This window comes from Microvirga zambiensis WSM3693 (assembly GCF_016735695.1).
Lineage (GTDB): Bacteria > Pseudomonadota > Alphaproteobacteria > Rhizobiales > Beijerinckiaceae > Microvirga > Microvirga zambiensis.
Genome location: NZ_JAERQD010000001.1, coordinates 316,991 through 332,019 on the forward strand (window position 1 = coordinate 316,991; position 15,029 = coordinate 332,019).

The window sequence follows — 15,029 nt, forward strand, 5'->3', positions numbered from 1 at the left end:
CTCCGCGCTACTCTACTCTGCCGCCAGTTGCTGAGGTTTGGTTGCTTCAAGCTGCCTGATGGCTTCTTCTAAAGTTTCCGGCGATCCTCCTGCGTGGAGAAGCGCTGACTTATATCTGTTCTGCCAAGCCCGAAGTGCAATGGCGGCCTGCTGACAATGCTCGATCATGTGCGCTGGGTCGTCGGGATTGACGAGAACATAACCCCCGCCGTCCTTTCGGCCCTCCATCGGACTGAGCACGAGAGGCATTGCCGCCTGTCGAACCCGAACCGGCTCACTTCGTCCTACTTCCTCGACTGTGAAGCTGACCCGCAGGTCGCGAGCAAAGCTGCGTGCCTGCTCAATTTGATAGTTTAGCGCTGCCTTGTTCTGATCCCACTCGAACCATTCGAAGGCTGGATGCTCGGGACCTGTCTCTCGTACATGTTCAAGAAAGAGAGTTGGGTTGAACACTCCGTTGTGACGAAGCGCGAACTCCTTGACGATCTGCTGCCGAAGTTCCTTGGTGAACCTAGTCATGCTTCCATTCCTTGTCGGATGAGCCTGCCAAGCCTAGCCGCAACGCGACCTGCCCGGCCTTTCCACGCCTCGCCTGCCGTGCCAAGTTAACTGCTTAGGCTGCGCGTCTCTTCACTTCAGAATGAAAGAACTCCATCAGATCTTCGGTATCTTTGTCAGCATAGTCCGGCTCGTTCAGCGCCAATTCCTGCACGGCTCGACCATGGTTTGTAACCAGAGCATCCCATTCAGCGTCTTCCTCGCCCTCACCGATCACTCGGAAGCTTCCGAAAGCGCCCTTGCCTTTCTCTTGCCGGAAATCACCGACACCGATCAGGACGCCTGCATTGCAGAGAAGCGCTACGACCGACGATACCGACAACTGCGGCGTGATGAACTGGACTTCGATTTCGGCACCCCACTTGGGCAGGAATGCACGAGTACGGACGTCCGGCGTCTTGTTGATGTCAGCACTTCGAACGACATCCATCCGAAGCTGAGGCGTACCGTATAGCGGGACGAAATCGCCCGGCATGAACAGGAGCCGCTGCGCTGAGGACTTGGTTAGTCCGGGAGTTTCGAGGGCTGCCGTTGCCATTGCCGCCTTCACGGCCGTGACGCGCAGGCCAAGAGCAGTTGGGCCGCTCGGAAGGATCTCTGCGCTGTCGCGATACTCCTGAAGCGGATTGTGCTTAATCTGAACGCGGTCGGCCTTACCTTTCTTCGATCCACCAACCAAAAGCTGCTGCTTCGCTTTGTTGGCCATACGGTTTTGGAAGAGCGGCGTCACGCCGATGATCCGGAGCTTCACCGATGCGCGGCGGAGCGGCTGGATTGTAACTTCGGCAGTTTCGGTGGGCTTCTTAGCCATATCATGTCTCCATCGGCGCCCGGCCTGCCAAGCCCTGAGCGCATCGGGGGTCGTTCTCACGACGCCGGGGCCGATGAAGCTCCGTGTCGCGCTCATCCCTCATGGCAGCGAGGGAATTCTCAAATGTCTTGTGATCGAGTTAGGCGGCCAGACCGTACATCTCGCGGACCCGCGCAAAGACGGCTTCCCTAAGCTTAGGGTTAGATCTCAATGTCTCATTGAGCTTGGTCACGGCATCATGGTCGTACGGGCTGTCGACCCAAACACTAATCGACTGATGCATTTGGCCGTTGGGCTGCGGGATGAACCTCACCCCGAAGCGCTCATACTGATCCAACGTTCCTTCGACCGCCCAGTCCCACATCTCAGGCGTCCACCAATCGCAAGGATCAGCGGCTGCAACAGAGGCTCCTGCAACGCTTGTGGCAACAATCGCAGCAGCCGCCCCTACAAAAAACGCCCGACGTGTCGTAGATATAACTTCAGCCATCGCCGATCACTCCATTGATCGTCGTTTCGGTAAGGCCTCCGTCGGTGCTGCTACACCTTCGGGGGCCGACTGATTTAAGGGGTCAGTTCAGGCCGAGCTGATCGGCAAAGAACTGGATGCCTTTGGGCGTGACGAAGGTCCGGTATCGGGCCTTGTCCTCCACCATCTCCATCTTCACGGTGAAGAGGCCGCGCTCGACATAGGTCCGGTAAGGGACCAGGGCTCCGCCTTGATAGAAGAGGTACTTCCGCTTGAGGCTGTCGATGAACTTGTTCGGCGGCTGCTTGAGGACGCGGCCGGCGTTCTGAAGACCGTAGACACCATCTGCATTCGCGAACTGGTCGTAAAACTCGACTTTCGGCTTGGCTTCGGCAACTTGTCCCTCAAGGGCAATCACCTTCTCGACGTTGATTAGAAGCGCCTTGCGAAGGTACTCCGGGTCGTTGAGAGCCGCCGCCATTGGATTGGCTTTGGCGCGGCGCTCGCACTCAAGAAAGTACTGCCGGATCTGGCGACCCTTCTCATTGCGTTCGACCATCCCGAGTTCCTTGCCCATGTCTAGGCTAAGAAAATACTCGGTTTTGACCCCACGATTTCCCGCTCCCCCGTTTTGGGGAGCGGCCTCAATCACAACGAAATCAACGTCTTGCTCGAAGCCGTAGGACGCAATGCGATCCTTGATCCAAGTGGTGTAATCCCGACCAACTTCCAGGAAGCGGTGCAAATCGCGGGCGTTAACGGTCTGGATGATATTGCCGCCAATCGCCCCTTCACGGACGATGGGGAATTGATTATCTGTATCATCAGTCATCGTTGGTTCTCACATAACCAGGGTTGACGGTCAGCCTGCGCTAACAGGCTGGGTTTCGGCGGCGGGGTATGCTTGTCGAGGGCCTTCCCCCGCCGCCACTCGATCCATCCTCTCGCGGATAGACCGGATCACTTCCGAGTTCTGAGAACTGCCGTTCCGGTCAGCCTGATCTTTAAGCCAGTGCCTAAAACCATCCGGCAATCGGACAACTAATTTGTCCAGATCTCTGCTTGGCGCCGTTGCATTCATCTCCTTCTCCATGCTGGCCAGTGGCCTACGTTGCTTACTATGGGCCACTGGCCATCATTGTCAACCGATTGTTGGCCAGTGGCCAAGATTTTCTTGCTGGCCATTAGCCAATATGCTCGCGCAATGAGTGAAGATTTCCCCAGCCGTTCCCTCGATAAGATCGTCGTCCGTCTCCCCGAAGGCATGCGTGAGCGCCTAAAGGAAGCTGCCGAGCAGAATAAGCGAAGCGTGAATGCTGAGGTCGTTGCTCGCCTTGAGGAGTCCTTGAATTTCAAGTCCTTCGATGAGCTTGCCGGTATGGCTCATGAAGACCTCGTCCTGCATATGCTCACCCGTCTGGAAGAGATCGACCAGATGCAGAAGAACGCCCACAAGGCTCTGCGAGAGGCGATCACGAAACTACCAGTTAAGAGCAGATCCTCCGCCTCAAGCCGCCTCCAGGACGTCGAGGTCACCCCTTCCAAGAGCCGGCTCCATGATGCGAATGTCGACGAACCCTCTTCCGAGAAAGTTCCGGACACCCTCAACGTGAAGCGCCAAGTGCAGATAGATGTCCCGGGATACGAAAAGGACCAGGAAGAAGCCCGGTCCTCCGCTCGCAAGCTGGGTGGGGGCGTCGGCGCCAAAAGACCTGCCAAAGAGAAGAAATGAGCCTGGAACCTCAAACCAGCGGGAACGTCCATTACATGTCCTCACCGATCCGGAACCGAGACGATCACCCCCAATCTGGCGAGCCCTCCTTGTCAGGAGGCGGTGGCGGGAGCACATTTGACCCTATGGAAGCACGCGTCACAGCCCTGGAAGAGAACTTCAAGAAGATCGATGGCAAGCTGGACAAGCTCATCGAGACCGTAGGCGATTTCCGCCGCAACACCGAAGTTCACCTTGCCTCCATCGAAGCCGAACTGAAAATTCGGGCGTCTGCCACCGATCTGGCCGAGGTAAAGGGGCGTGTATCCAACCTCCCGACAACGCTCCAACTCTTGGCATTTGTGGTTGCGGTCATGGCAGCCGCTGGGCTGCTCAGGTATTTCGCCCCCTAAACCACCTGGTAACTGTCGGTGGCGATGCTAATACCGGACACTTCGCCGGTTGCCGTGTTGATCGCGGCACCATCACCGACGAAGCTGGCGCGAGTGAAAAGGTGGGTCTTGGCTGCCCCGGATTTGTCCGTCTCGATGAACGTGACGTTGACCTCCTGCAACAACATCGCCTCATCCCACTTCAAACCGATCCCGCGATCGAATGAGAGTTCGAGCGTCGCCAGCCGGGGCTGAACGGTCCGGTAGCCCGTACCGTCCGAATTGGCCTCAGCCGTGATCCCGACCCGGCTCGGATTGATCGTTGCCTCGCCGCGCCCAGAGTAGATGCGACCGTTAATTTCCAAGCTGGCTCGTCCGCCTTTTGTATCCACGGCTCAATTCCTTTTACGAGAGGGGGCCGCTCACTGAAGAGCGGCGATCTGGTCATTGAGTTCCGGGAAAATGGTCACGTTCGCCGCGAAGACCCGGAGTTGGTTGGCCACGTCGAAGGGGATGTAGGCATTGACCCGGTTCGGATCGGCCGAGCGCTCGACGATTACGTATTCTGCGAAGAGTTCCGGCTTCTCGGCCAGGCCGCCGTCGAACATCTCCCGATAGGCGTGGATGAGCGTGGCCCGAATCTGCGCCGGCGTCGTGACACCCTGCACAGAGCGCGGGTTCTCGTCCTTCAGCACCGACCGGGGATAGGTCGCCAGGATGCGCTGCTTGAAGTAGCGGGCAGCGTAGGCGGCGATGTAGACCGGTTCCACATCCAGGAAGGTAGTGTCGGCTTGGCCCCAGGCATTGGTCTGGTAGGTGGTGACCACGCGATCCAAGGCCGCCTGGCCGTCGGCGCGGAAGACGACAGCCGAGATGCCGTTCCGGTAGAGGCTGTCCCGGTCCGCCATCTTCCATTGATCGGAGACGCTTTTCGGGCCGCGCAGCCCCTGAAGTACGAGCGTCTGAAGCGGGCGCGCAATCTCGACGGCTTCTGTAACGGAGCGCCCGAGGTTCTTCGAGAACCCGACCACCGCCGTCAGAGCAGCCACCCAAGCCCAGGGAGCCTGAGGATAGTTATTCAGTCCCAGGATCGAGACATGCGGGTCGTTGCGGCCCGAGCCCAGAGAGGTCTGAGCCGAGAGATTGCCGCTGTTGGTCGTGAAAAAATGACCGTACAACCCGACTGTCGGCGACCAGCGGCCGGAGCCGCTGTCGGACAGGAACTGCCGCACGGCGTTGAGCTGCGCGGTCGAAGAGTACGGCCCACCGATGTGATCGAAGGGCTGGTCGCCGAGGGCGGCCAGAGCCGTCGCCAGATCTACGTCGCCGGTGCCACCGGTGAGAGTGGCAGAAGCGATCGTGACCGTCAGACCGGCCGGATCAACCTCATTGCCGTCGAGACCAGCCTCGACGCGAATGGAGTTGCCCTCCGTGCCGACATGGCGCGCGGTCAGGGTGATCGTGCCGGTGGCGACGCTGGTCGTGACAGGTGCCAGCTGGGCGCGGTTGTACTTCGTGTAGCCCTTGTCGATGGCTGCCTTCAGAGCCGCGGCGACGGTCGCTGCGGTGTCGCCGACGGCAACACCGACCGAGTAGCGCTCACCGGCGATGTAGCGGACCAGGGTGCCGGCCGCCGTCGCCGTGCCGGTGATGGCGATCGTGTCTGTGGCCGCGGTGCCTGACGGGTCGGTGACCGGAAGCGCCCAGATCTCACCGTTCGGATTGTGCCAGCGGGCGATGATCGCCATCTCGGCCAGCATCGAACCCGGACCAAAGAGCGAGTTCGGGTCGCCGGCGCCGAGGTTGATCGGGATGCCGAGCTGCGCCGAGCCGCCGGCGAGCTTGCGGCCGAGGAGTAGCGTGCGGGAGGTGCCAGAATACGGCGGGATGCCGGCATTGATCTCGAAGTAGGCGCCCGGGACGCGGATATCGCCGGGCATGTTGTTGTAAGCGACAGCCATCGCGGTCTTTCCTTGAAGAAACGGCCGCGCAAGTCGGCCCGGTGGAGATTAGGATTCGGGGGTGTCGGAGTATGGCTCCGGATCGGACGTCGGCTGAGCATCGACGGAGGGCCGGTCGTCGGCCTTCTCGGGCTCGGCCCGCTGTGCGGGCGCCGCGGTGCGCTTGGCCTTCGGCTTCGCCTGGACCGGCTCGGTCTCGACCTCCTTCACGGTGATGTCGCTGCGCTCGAGCAGGCCTGCCCAATAGGGCGACCAGTCAACCTCGATGCCTTCCCAAGGCAGGTCTCTGCCGCGATCGGGGTCCGGGATGGACGCGCCCTTGCGGGCAGGCTTGATGAACTTCCGCTCGGTGTCGGACATGGCTCACTCCTGGGTGATGGTGGCATCGACGCCGACGAACGGCGCATGAGGTTCGCCCTCGGTAGGCTGCGGCAGAGGCGCGGAGGGATCGGGGCGCATGGTGATGTCGGCGCCCTCGAAAAACTCGACACCGACCGGCGGCAGGGCATCGGAAATCATCTGGCAGACCACGGCGCCCGATGTGCCTGCCGGTAGAAGCTGGCAGACGGTGCGCAGCGGATCCGGCAGGTTGGCAAATGGGCCGGTGGGAACGACAGTGGCGTCCAACTGGTCCTCGCCCTTCATATCGAAGGTCAGGGTGATAACTCGGATCGCAAGGCGCAGGCCATTCTCATTGTCAGGAAACCGCGAGGACTTGTACTTGGTCACTCGGCGAGACACCTTGCGGGTCAGCGCCGGCCCCTCGCCTACCGTGATGACCTCGACCGCACGATGCTCGATAAGATCCAGTGCGGCCTCAAGTTCGCGATCCGTGACCGGATTCTCGATTGAGATGGTTTCACCCTCACCCTTTCCGAGAGCGACCATCGCAATCTCAAGGACGAGATCGACGGTCTGGTCGAAGGGAATGCCACCGTTCTGGGGGTCAAACGCCTCTCCGTTGTCATCCTCGCTCGTGACGGTAATCGTTGGCCGGAATTCCTTTGATGTCGGCGGATCCATGATGCTGTCAAACACTCGGCCGGGGCAGAGCGCAGCAATGACCGGATCGGCCAGCAGGTCGCGCGAGACAGCCAGCCTCAATGCCGTTCGAGCAAGGCTCATCAGATCCTCAAGTTTATCTTGGACGTGTTGAGGTCGTCAGGAACGACGCTGGTGACGGTGAACGTCTCGTTGGTGGCGACGCGCTTCGCCTGGTCACCGGAAGCGATCCAATCAGGCAGAGCTACGGTTGCAACCTTGATGTAGGCAGGCTGGGCCACGTACTGACCGGTCCATTCGCCAGAACGCCCCCTGCCCTGCGCCCGGGCCATTGCGCCCTCGGCCGTGAAGGAGCCGATAAACGGGAATGGCGGGCGGGAGCCATCGCCGGTCTGCCGGGCGTCGGGATCGGTCTGGGAACGGGTGCGGGCGAGGAGGATGAACTCCTCGCCGAACACCTCGTCAAAGGTGGGCTGTGCCGCAGCCCATGCCTCGCGGAACAGGCTGGACATGGGCTTACTCTGCCGGCGACTTGAGCGCTGAGAGGATTTCGTCCTTGGACTGAGCGGGCTTCACGTCGACACCGCGCGTCTTGGCCTCTTCGAGCAGCTGCTCCTTCGTCATGCTGTCGAGGGGATCAGCCTCCGAGGATCCCGTGGGCTGAACGGAGCGGCGCGCGCGGCCCGACGCTGAAGCACCGGCCACAGCCTGCGCCTCGGCGACCTCGCCCTTGGATGCCTTCCGGACGGCGCCTTCAGCCTCGAGTTCGTCGAACTCGTCCTGATCGAGGTCGAATACAGCGCCAGGCTGGTGCTGGTTGATTCTTGGCGCCTTGAGGACACGACCATCCTCGCTCACCTTTGCCGCTTCAGCGACCACGTACACGCCGTGAAGCGCGAATGCTTTCACCATGAGATTTCTCCAATGAGTTGGGCACGGCGCGAAGCCCGCGCCGGCCTCAATTACGCGAGGACGCGGGCCCGGAAGGTCCGGTTCGGATTGACCGGGATCATCAGCGGAGCCGACTGGCTCATGATGAAGCGGGCTGGCGGATCGTTCTCGTCCCACATCTTCGGGAAGATGTCGGTCGGCTGCAGGTTGTTGTGGTCGAGGATGGCGCCGAAGGCACGCACCCCTTCCACACCAGGAGCCGACAGCACGATATCGCGCGGGTCCATGATGTTGGCGGTCGAGCCATCATCATTCTGGAACGTGCCCGAGTAGACGTAGCACTCGATGCCGGCGCCGAGAGTGCCGACATAGGTGGCAGGCTGATCGACGTCGCGGCGGAGAATCCCGCGGTTCAGGTTGATGTCGGACGGGCTGCGATAGCGGGTGTCCATCGCGTCCTTCAGACCGGTGTCTGCCTGGGCTACGGCCCACGCGCTGGCACCGAAGGTGATGCGGTTCGGGAAGCCGCCGAACGCAGCTCCTGCCATCGTGTTGGCCCATCCCTGGATCGTGCCGAGGATAGACACACCGGAATCGCCCCAGCGAGCGCCGGCGCCGAGGGTGACCGTATGGCCGGCATCGCGGCCGAACGACACCGTCACAGACGGATAGTTAGAGCCGCCGTCGCGGATGTAGTTCACCGTCACCGCGCCATCGAGGATCGCCTTGGCGGCCATGAAATCCCAGAGGCGGGTGATGGCGTTGCGCTGGAACTGCGCAATCCGGATCACCTCGGCGTCGAAGCGAGCCTGAGGGGTCACCTGGGGCATGCCAAGGATCTCGCCGGGCTGGCGCTTCAGCATCTCGGTCGGGCGGACGGCATCCTTCGGCTTGGTGTAGGCCGGCTTGAAGGACTGCAGGGTCTCGCCCTGCCGGCGGTAGATCGGCTTGCCCTGCTCATTGGGGAGCATGAACGGAGCGATCTTACGGCTCGAGGGGATCTTCTCGAAGTAGATCTCCTCGGCCGTCGAGAGGAACGTATCCGGGAAGAACTGGTCGAGCCAGTAGGAGGTCGGCGCGTCCAGGCGATCATCATACATGATCCTGTAGAGTTGCCGAGAAGTGTAGAAATCGAGGGCCATGTATGTGACGCCTTTCCTGAGTTCGAGCTACCGGATTGCCGTTTCTACGGAACGGTCATCGTCCGGGGCGCGCGGATGACAATGCTGGTGGGGGACGGAGCGCCGTTGAACGCCGTCTTCTTCTTGTCGACGGTGTCATAGGAGGCCGGCCAGTTGATGACGTCGGGGTTGAAGACCCCCTGACGGTAGATCGGCACGCGGGTCGTGGTCTCGCCGGCGCCGGTGGTCACCGCCACGACGGTGATGCCGACAGCCTGCGTGGTGCCCTGCACGGCCGGGACAAGAGCCCCAGACGAGAAGCCAACCGGTGTGCGAGCCGGGATGGTCTGGCTGGCAGCCACGAGCTCGTCCGTCGTCACCACAGAGGGCTCATCGCCGGTGATGAACGGATCGAAGTTCGTGATGCTCTCGGTCGAGCTGGCGGCGATACCGGCGGTATCGGCGCTGGACGGGATGTCGATAGCCATGGGATGAGGTCTCCTCTATCCGGATGCGTTACGGGATGATCAGGCGACCTTGCGCGGGGCGTAGCCGGCGCTGGCGAAGATGCCCTCGACGTCGTCGGGATCACGCTGTCCGCTCTCGCCGCCGGCGCCAATGACCGGGTTCGGGGTCTGACCCATCGCCTGCTCCAGGCGGTTCGGCTCCTTGCCCTTGGCGTCGGTCTTCGGAGCTTTTGCCATCGCGGCGATTGCCTTCTCAGGCGCATCGTCAGTATCGAAGGCGTAGTGGCTCGCGAGATCTTCGCGGCCCTTCGCTTCGTCAGAGCCGAGGATTGCCTTGACGCGGGTCCGCTCTGCGGTTGCGCCTTCCTTCACGCCAGCCTCGCGACCGGCCTTTTCGCCCTCCGTGCGGCCCTCGGCGCGCGCGGTATCCAAAGCGGCTTTGTCGGCCGCTGCCTTGTCCTGAGTAGACATTTCGTCATCCTCTGTTTCAGGGAACAATTCAGCCGCAAACGCAGCCGTGGAATCCTCAAGCGAGCCGATTTCGTCGGCCAAGCCGTTGGACAGTGCTTGTGTGGCCGTGAACGTCAGGGCTTCCGTCTTCCGGATCGCCTGCTCGTCCATGCCCCTGTTCCGTGCCACGGTGGACACGAAAACTCCGTACAGCTCGTCGATGCGAGCCTGAATCCGGTCCTTCACATCGTCCGGCAGGGCCTCATAGGCATTGCCGTCCACCTTGTGCTTGCCGGCGTGAATGAAAGTGATCTTGATGCCCGAGGCATCCATCGCCTTGCTGATGTCGATATGGAACGTCACCACGCCGATTGAGCCGACGCCGCCAGTGCGGGACACCACGATCTTGTCGGCAACCGACGCGATCGAGTAGGCGGCGGAATAGGCGCTCTCAGCAGCGAAGGCCCGGATGGGCTTGTCACCGCGGGCGGCGAACATCTTGTCGACCAGGTCGAAGTTGCCGGCAACGTGTCCGCCCGGGCTGTCGATGATCAGCGCAATCCCCTTGACGTTGCCGTCGGCGAGCCCGCGTTCGAATGCCTTCCAGATGTAGTTGTAGCCGGTGGCCCAGGAGCCAAGCTGATAGCCGAAGTCGTGAAGCAGCACGCCCTTGATCGGGATCAGCAGGACGCCGTCCTTGACGATGTAGGGCCGGTAAACCGAACGCCAGTCGCTGGCGTCAAACCAGAAGTCGTCGGCCATGACGGCCGGCGCCTCAGCTTTTTCGATGCTCTCTAAAATGGAAGAGGCCCGCGACAAGCAGGCCTCGAACATCCCCTTCATCTCGACCGCGATCAGCGATGGCTGCAAGTCGAAGCTCGCCAGCAGTGAGTTATGCATTCGGGATCACCTCTGGCTGCTCTTCATTGGCGAGGAACGCATCGTCCGCGGCCCGCCGGGCGGCATCGTCTTTCTGAGCCGGGGGCCATGGCAGACCAGCGGTCTCGTAGGTCTCTTTCTCGTAGGCAAGTTCGCGGGCTTTCTGATCGATCTGCTCGCGCCAGTCGCGCCCCTGCTCGCCAGCCTCGTCGGCAAGCGTCGAGACCCCATTGCTAAGGCGCTCAGTGGCGGCTTTGGCTTCCTTCAGCGGGTCGACCCAGCCACGGCCGGCGAATATCCACTTGCATCGGGTCCATGCGATCTGATTGGCGTAGTAGTCATCTGGCGTGCAGTCCGGAATCATGCCCCGGTTCACCGCCTCTTCGAACCACAGGTCGTAGATTACCGCGCACCAGTGATCGATCAGGAACTGCCGGACCGACGCGAAGTAGCGCCAGGCCTCGAGGAGCGCGGCCCGGGCCGAGGAATAGTTCGTCTTCGAGAAGTCTCGGAAGACGAGCTCGTAGGGCATGTTCAGGCCAGTGCCGATGCTCCGCAGCATCACTGTTGCGAAGCTGTCTAGTTCTGTCAGTTGCTGGTTCGGAGCAAAGGTGTTCAGCTTGGTGCCCGGTGGCAGCGGAATTATCGTTCCGCCTGACATCTGGATCCGCCACTCGTCGAGCGACTGCCGATAGTATCCCATCGGATCGTCTTCGCGACCAAGCATGTCCGCAATCTGCTGCCCCTCCATCGGGGTTTCCAAGCCCGCGAAGATCAGCGAGTTCAGCACCGCCTTGCGGAGGTGTTCTCGGGTCATGTGGTCGAACATCTTGAAGAGCCGCGCGACCGACGTGACAACGGCTTTGCCGCGGGTCTGCCCTACGCGCTCGCTCTCATATATGTGGATGACGCGCCGACGCCCCCACGGCATGTAGGCCGGGATGCGCTCCCATTCGCCGATGCCGCCCGCAAGCCCGAAGCCATAGATGTCGCCAGGATGGGACTTGCGAATGTGATAAGCGGTCGCCGCCGTGGTGACGGGGTCAAGCTCGATTCCGCCGCGGAAGTTGACGCTCTCAATCTTGCCCATCGGATTCGACAGGCGGGCCGGATCGACCAGCTGCAGGCAGGTATTCCAGCGCGATCCATTCCGCTTCGTCCAGAGCGGCAAGGCAAGCGCCTCGCCGGTGGCCGCGATCGTGCGAGCCTGCAAGCGGCTCGAAGTGTGGAAGTTGTAACGCAGACCGGCGTCGAACCAGTCGGTGTCGGTGAAGGTGGTGAAAAGAGATTCCACCTCTCGGGCCCAGCCATCGACCCAGCCGGCCGACTTGCCCAGCGTAACCCGGTCCGGGTTCGGCTTGCAGGTGATGCGAGGACCGATGACATTATCGATGAACGTCCGCTCGGAACCAGCGGCGACGCCGTTGTTCCGGACGAGGTCGTCGATGCGGCCGGAGATCGTGTCGAGTTCGGGCAGCAGCGCGGCATCCGGCGACAGGCGCGACGACGGCCAAGTCGCCATGTCCTTCGCCAGATATGAGGCGGCATGGTGCGAGGTCTCAACCTCGGGTACCGCCATCAACTCGCGGCCAGATCCTACGCTCCGGGCTTTCAGGCCTGGCGCACTTCTATGATTCCAAGATGGCTGCATCAGAACGAGATCACGAATGGGCCACGACGGGGAACAACCGGGTTTTCAAGCGCCGCGATCTGGCGTTTGAGGTCGTCGATGTAGTTTCGCAGCTGGCCGATATTGCCGGCGGTATAGGTGATTTTCCGTTCGCCATCCGTGATCGACACAACTGACGTGCCGAGCGACAGGCGATGAAGCGCGAGCTCCGCCTCGGTCAGGCGTTGCCGCAGGATGACGATATCCACCATGTCACTCTCAGAGATAAGGGTCAGAGGCCCGAGCTACGGGTCGCATGAGCGCTCGATTGGGCAGGCTCGTGGGTGTCGCGCGCTTCGTCGGCGCTAATTCAGGTTCGCGGTCCAGGTCTCGGTTTTCACGCAGCGTCGCCCATCTCGTCGGTTTCCAGGCAGCCACTCCCATGGTCCACAGAGCCGCCCGGGCGTAGACCCGACAATCCAGCGCTTCGTTGCGCTCGTGTTCCTTCTTCCACTCGTACCGGCCAGTGCTGCGGCGGATCCGCTTCTCGGCCGTCAGCTGCTTGCACCAGTCGGCATCCATGAAGTCCGGCACATGGACGTAGCCATGCGGAAAGCCGTTCTCGGCGATCTCCTCATCCGTCGGGCGGGAAAGCGCCAGAAACCTGTAGAGTTCCGCCTTGAAGACATCGCCGGTTACCGACCGGAGACGGATTGCCCGCTTCCGCGTGCCGAACGGGATGTTCGTCGGTGCCGCGACCGGAGCGTTGATCTCATACCCCCGCTTGCCCTTTACAGCGTAGACGCGGCTCTGATCCTGCTTCGAGATCCAGGAGTAGACGGCTGTCGTCTGGTCGCCGGTATCGACGGCCAATAGATCCAGCTTCAGCTCTGCTCCCGAGGCGTGGGTCCAGGTATCTTCGAGAGCCTGCTCGACCATCTCCCAGGTTTTGGGATCATCGGCCTGCCCGTATTCGACTCTGCGATCAATGGCCCAACTCTCAAGCCCCTCGCCGAAGCCCCAGACATGAAGCTCGACACGAGCCGGACTGGCCTGAACGTCGACAGCACCAATCAGGAGAGTGACACCGGATGGCAAGGTCCCAGGCTTCCAGGACTCACGCCGCTCGTAGATCCGCTCCCAGTCAACCTGCTCGCCCTGCTCGAACCACGTCTCTCCAAGGCGAGTGTTCTTGAAGGTCTTGAGCTTCGAGACGTCGCCCTGCGCTGCTTCCCACTCCCTAGCGATGTCCTCCCAGGACATCCAACCAAGGGGTGAGTAGAGCGCCGAAATATGAAACCCGATCGTGCCAGGATCCTTTGGCTCGGCCGTCGGCTGCCATATCCCTTCCAGCAGCATCGTCGCCTTATGCCGTTCCTCGATAAGCGCCCCGCAATGCTCGCAGACGTAGTGAACTGTCTCAGGCTGTCCGCGCTCCCACCGGAGCCGTTCGAACTGCAGCCACTGCCTTTCCTCACAGTGAGGGCATGGCACGAAGTAGCGGCGCTGATCGGACATCTCGAACTCACGTTCGATGCGTGACTCCCCGTGTACCGTTGGTGTCGACACCAGGAACATCTTGGCCGTCCGCCCGAAGGTCGTCGTGCGGTTGGCGACCAATGCGATCGGATCGCCCTCCCCGTCCACGTCGCCAGGATAGGCATCGATCTCGTCGCAGAATGCGTACCGCGCTGGCATGGAGCGCAGACCTACTGCCGAGTTCGCTCCGGTCATCACGAGGATGCCGCCGGGAAAGCTCTTGGCCAGAACCGTGTTGCCGCTGTCCTTCTGCTTCGCCGGTGCAATCAGCTTCGCAAGTTCCGGACTGTCCTCAATGAGGGGCCCGATACGCTGCTGAGAAACCTTCTTTGCCGTGTCGACCGTCGGCCATACACCCATGACAGGCGCCGGCGACCAGTGGACGATATAGCCGAGCCAGTTATTGCCTGCCTCTGTCGCACCGACCTGCGCGCCCTTCATGAACACGACCCGGCGCGCTGGATGCGTCGGTGAAAGAGCGTCCATCACCTCTCGCAGGAACGGAGTTCGATCCGTGCGATACGGACCTGCCTCTGCGGCAAGCTTGGTCGAAAGGATCCTGTATCGATCAGCCCATTCCGAAACAGTCAGAACCGGATCGGGCTGGAGTGACTTGCGTATGGCGTTCTCGATCGCCTCCGCGCCATCATAGGCTGCGTCAGGCTCGGACCACCGGGCTTGAGAGAGCATCGAGTTCCGCCGCTATGGCTTTCGAGAGCGCCGCATCGAGAATGGCCGGGTCACATCCGACCTCCGCAGCAATCGCCGCCACGTGGCGCGTTGGCAGCCGCTGGACGACCTGCCGGAAACCGATGAAAGCCTTCTCCACGTGTTCCTGGACTTTGGTGAGCGGCACGAGTTCCTTGCGCCGCTGGGCCATCTTCAAATCGCGCTCATAGGCCTTAAGGATCGTGTCTGCCGTCCGGGCCATGCCGAAATCGACCTCGGCATCCTCCTCGACGCTAGACCCTTCCGAGCGCAGAACCTTGATGATTAGACCGACTGCTGCCCTCGCCTCATCCTCGGTGCGAACAACAGGAGTGCGTTCACCCCGTTCTCTGTTCACATCATCAGGTGAACGGTGAACAACTTTCCGGCGCGCCGGATCAGTATTGGCTTCAAGAGCCGTGCGCACCTCCGCCTCGTCGAAAGAACCGTCTGCCTGCCTA

Annotated in this window: 20 protein-coding genes; 2 read left to right on the forward strand and 18 right to left on the reverse strand. The window is 61.5% G+C overall.

Features of this window, described 5'->3' with window-relative positions:
- Positions 1 to 12: 12 nt before the first annotated feature.
- The 5 genes from JKL46_RS01510 to JKL46_RS01530 form a co-directional block, all read right to left on the reverse strand.
- Positions 13 to 519: a hypothetical protein gene (locus JKL46_RS01510; RefSeq protein ID WP_201829560.1), complete on the reverse strand. Its 507-nt coding sequence runs from the start codon at positions 517 to 519 to the stop codon at positions 13 to 15.
- Positions 520 to 613: 94 nt separating this feature from the next.
- On the reverse strand, positions 614 to 1,369 hold the full coding sequence (locus JKL46_RS01515; RefSeq protein WP_201829561.1) for a hypothetical protein: 756 nt from the start codon (positions 1,367 to 1,369) through the stop codon (positions 614 to 616).
- A gap of 139 nt (positions 1,370 to 1,508) precedes the next feature.
- On the reverse strand, positions 1,509 to 1,859 hold the full coding sequence (locus tag JKL46_RS01520) for a hypothetical protein (RefSeq protein WP_201829564.1): 351 nt from the start codon (positions 1,857 to 1,859) through the stop codon (positions 1,509 to 1,511).
- Between the two features lie 82 nt (positions 1,860 to 1,941).
- Complete coding sequence (locus JKL46_RS01525; protein ID WP_201829566.1) at positions 1,942 to 2,670, reverse strand: antA/AntB antirepressor family protein; 729 nt, start codon at positions 2,668 to 2,670, stop codon at positions 1,942 to 1,944.
- Between the two features lie 30 nt (positions 2,671 to 2,700).
- Complete coding sequence (locus JKL46_RS01530) at positions 2,701 to 2,931, reverse strand: Arc family DNA-binding protein (protein WP_343073997.1); 231 nt, start codon at positions 2,929 to 2,931, stop codon at positions 2,701 to 2,703.
- Positions 2,932 to 2,997: 66 nt separating this feature from the next.
- Between JKL46_RS01530 and JKL46_RS01535 the strand changes: the two genes are divergently transcribed.
- On the forward strand, positions 2,998 to 3,570 hold the full coding sequence (locus JKL46_RS01535; protein ID WP_201829570.1) for an Arc family DNA-binding protein: 573 nt from the start codon (positions 2,998 to 3,000) through the stop codon (positions 3,568 to 3,570).
- 125 nt (positions 3,571 to 3,695) lie between these two features.
- A complete protein-coding gene (locus JKL46_RS01540; protein WP_201829572.1) occupies positions 3,696 to 3,962 on the forward strand; it encodes a hypothetical protein in 267 nt (88 codons plus the stop codon).
- Here the strand turns inward: JKL46_RS01540 and JKL46_RS01545 are convergent.
- The 13 genes from JKL46_RS01545 to JKL46_RS01605 all read right to left on the reverse strand — a co-directional run bounded on the left by JKL46_RS01545 (position 3,959) and on the right by JKL46_RS01605 (position 14,995).
- Positions 3,959 to 4,333 (reverse strand): phage tail tube protein, encoded by a 375-nt coding sequence (locus JKL46_RS01545; protein ID WP_201829574.1) that lies wholly within the window; start codon positions 4,331 to 4,333, stop codon positions 3,959 to 3,961. The genes JKL46_RS01540 and JKL46_RS01545 overlap by 4 nt on opposite strands.
- A gap of 30 nt (positions 4,334 to 4,363) precedes the next feature.
- Positions 4,364 to 5,902, reverse strand: a complete 1,539-nt coding sequence (locus JKL46_RS01550) for a phage tail sheath subtilisin-like domain-containing protein (protein ID WP_201829576.1) — start codon at positions 5,900 to 5,902, stop codon at positions 4,364 to 4,366.
- A gap of 48 nt (positions 5,903 to 5,950) precedes the next feature.
- Complete coding sequence (locus JKL46_RS01555; protein ID WP_201829578.1) at positions 5,951 to 6,262, reverse strand: DUF2635 domain-containing protein; 312 nt, start codon at positions 6,260 to 6,262, stop codon at positions 5,951 to 5,953.
- Between the two features lie 3 nt (positions 6,263 to 6,265).
- Positions 6,266 to 7,027, reverse strand: a complete 762-nt coding sequence (locus tag JKL46_RS01560) for a hypothetical protein (RefSeq protein ID WP_201829580.1) — start codon at positions 7,025 to 7,027, stop codon at positions 6,266 to 6,268.
- The gene (locus JKL46_RS01565; RefSeq protein WP_201829582.1) at positions 7,027 to 7,416 is read right to left on the reverse strand and encodes a hypothetical protein; all 390 of its coding nucleotides are present in this window, start codon (positions 7,414 to 7,416) and stop codon (positions 7,027 to 7,029) included. Before JKL46_RS01565 ends, JKL46_RS01560 begins: the two co-directional genes overlap by 1 nt.
- Before the next feature lie 4 nt (positions 7,417 to 7,420).
- The gene (locus JKL46_RS01570) at positions 7,421 to 7,816 is read right to left on the reverse strand and encodes a hypothetical protein (protein ID WP_201829584.1); all 396 of its coding nucleotides are present in this window, start codon (positions 7,814 to 7,816) and stop codon (positions 7,421 to 7,423) included.
- A 50-nt stretch (positions 7,817 to 7,866) separates the two neighbouring features.
- On the reverse strand, positions 7,867 to 8,937 hold the full coding sequence (locus JKL46_RS01575) for a major capsid protein (protein WP_201829586.1): 1,071 nt from the start codon (positions 8,935 to 8,937) through the stop codon (positions 7,867 to 7,869).
- 44 nt (positions 8,938 to 8,981) lie between these two features.
- Positions 8,982 to 9,404 (reverse strand): head decoration protein, encoded by a 423-nt coding sequence (locus tag JKL46_RS01580; protein ID WP_201829588.1) that lies wholly within the window; start codon positions 9,402 to 9,404, stop codon positions 8,982 to 8,984.
- Positions 9,405 to 9,443: 39 nt separating this feature from the next.
- Positions 9,444 to 10,733, reverse strand: a complete 1,290-nt coding sequence (locus tag JKL46_RS01585; RefSeq protein WP_201829590.1) for a S49 family peptidase — start codon at positions 10,731 to 10,733, stop codon at positions 9,444 to 9,446.
- Positions 10,726 to 12,291 carry a phage portal protein gene (locus JKL46_RS01590; RefSeq protein WP_201829592.1) on the reverse strand — a complete coding sequence of 522 codons (1,566 nt, stop codon included), beginning with the start codon at positions 12,289 to 12,291 and terminating at the stop codon, positions 10,726 to 10,728. The genes JKL46_RS01585 and JKL46_RS01590 overlap by 8 nt, the downstream gene beginning before the upstream one ends.
- 71 nt (positions 12,292 to 12,362) lie before the next feature.
- Positions 12,363 to 12,593, reverse strand: a complete 231-nt coding sequence (gpW, locus tag JKL46_RS01595) for a gpW family head-tail joining protein (protein ID WP_201829594.1) — start codon at positions 12,591 to 12,593, stop codon at positions 12,363 to 12,365.
- Positions 12,594 to 12,600: 7 nt separating this feature from the next.
- The gene (locus tag JKL46_RS01600; protein WP_201829596.1) at positions 12,601 to 14,550 is read right to left on the reverse strand and encodes a phage terminase large subunit family protein; all 1,950 of its coding nucleotides are present in this window, start codon (positions 14,548 to 14,550) and stop codon (positions 12,601 to 12,603) included.
- Complete coding sequence (locus tag JKL46_RS01605) at positions 14,519 to 14,995, reverse strand: hypothetical protein (RefSeq protein WP_201829598.1); 477 nt, start codon at positions 14,993 to 14,995, stop codon at positions 14,519 to 14,521. The genes JKL46_RS01600 and JKL46_RS01605 overlap by 32 nt, the downstream gene beginning before the upstream one ends.
- Between the last annotated feature and the right edge of the window lie 34 nt (positions 14,996 to 15,029).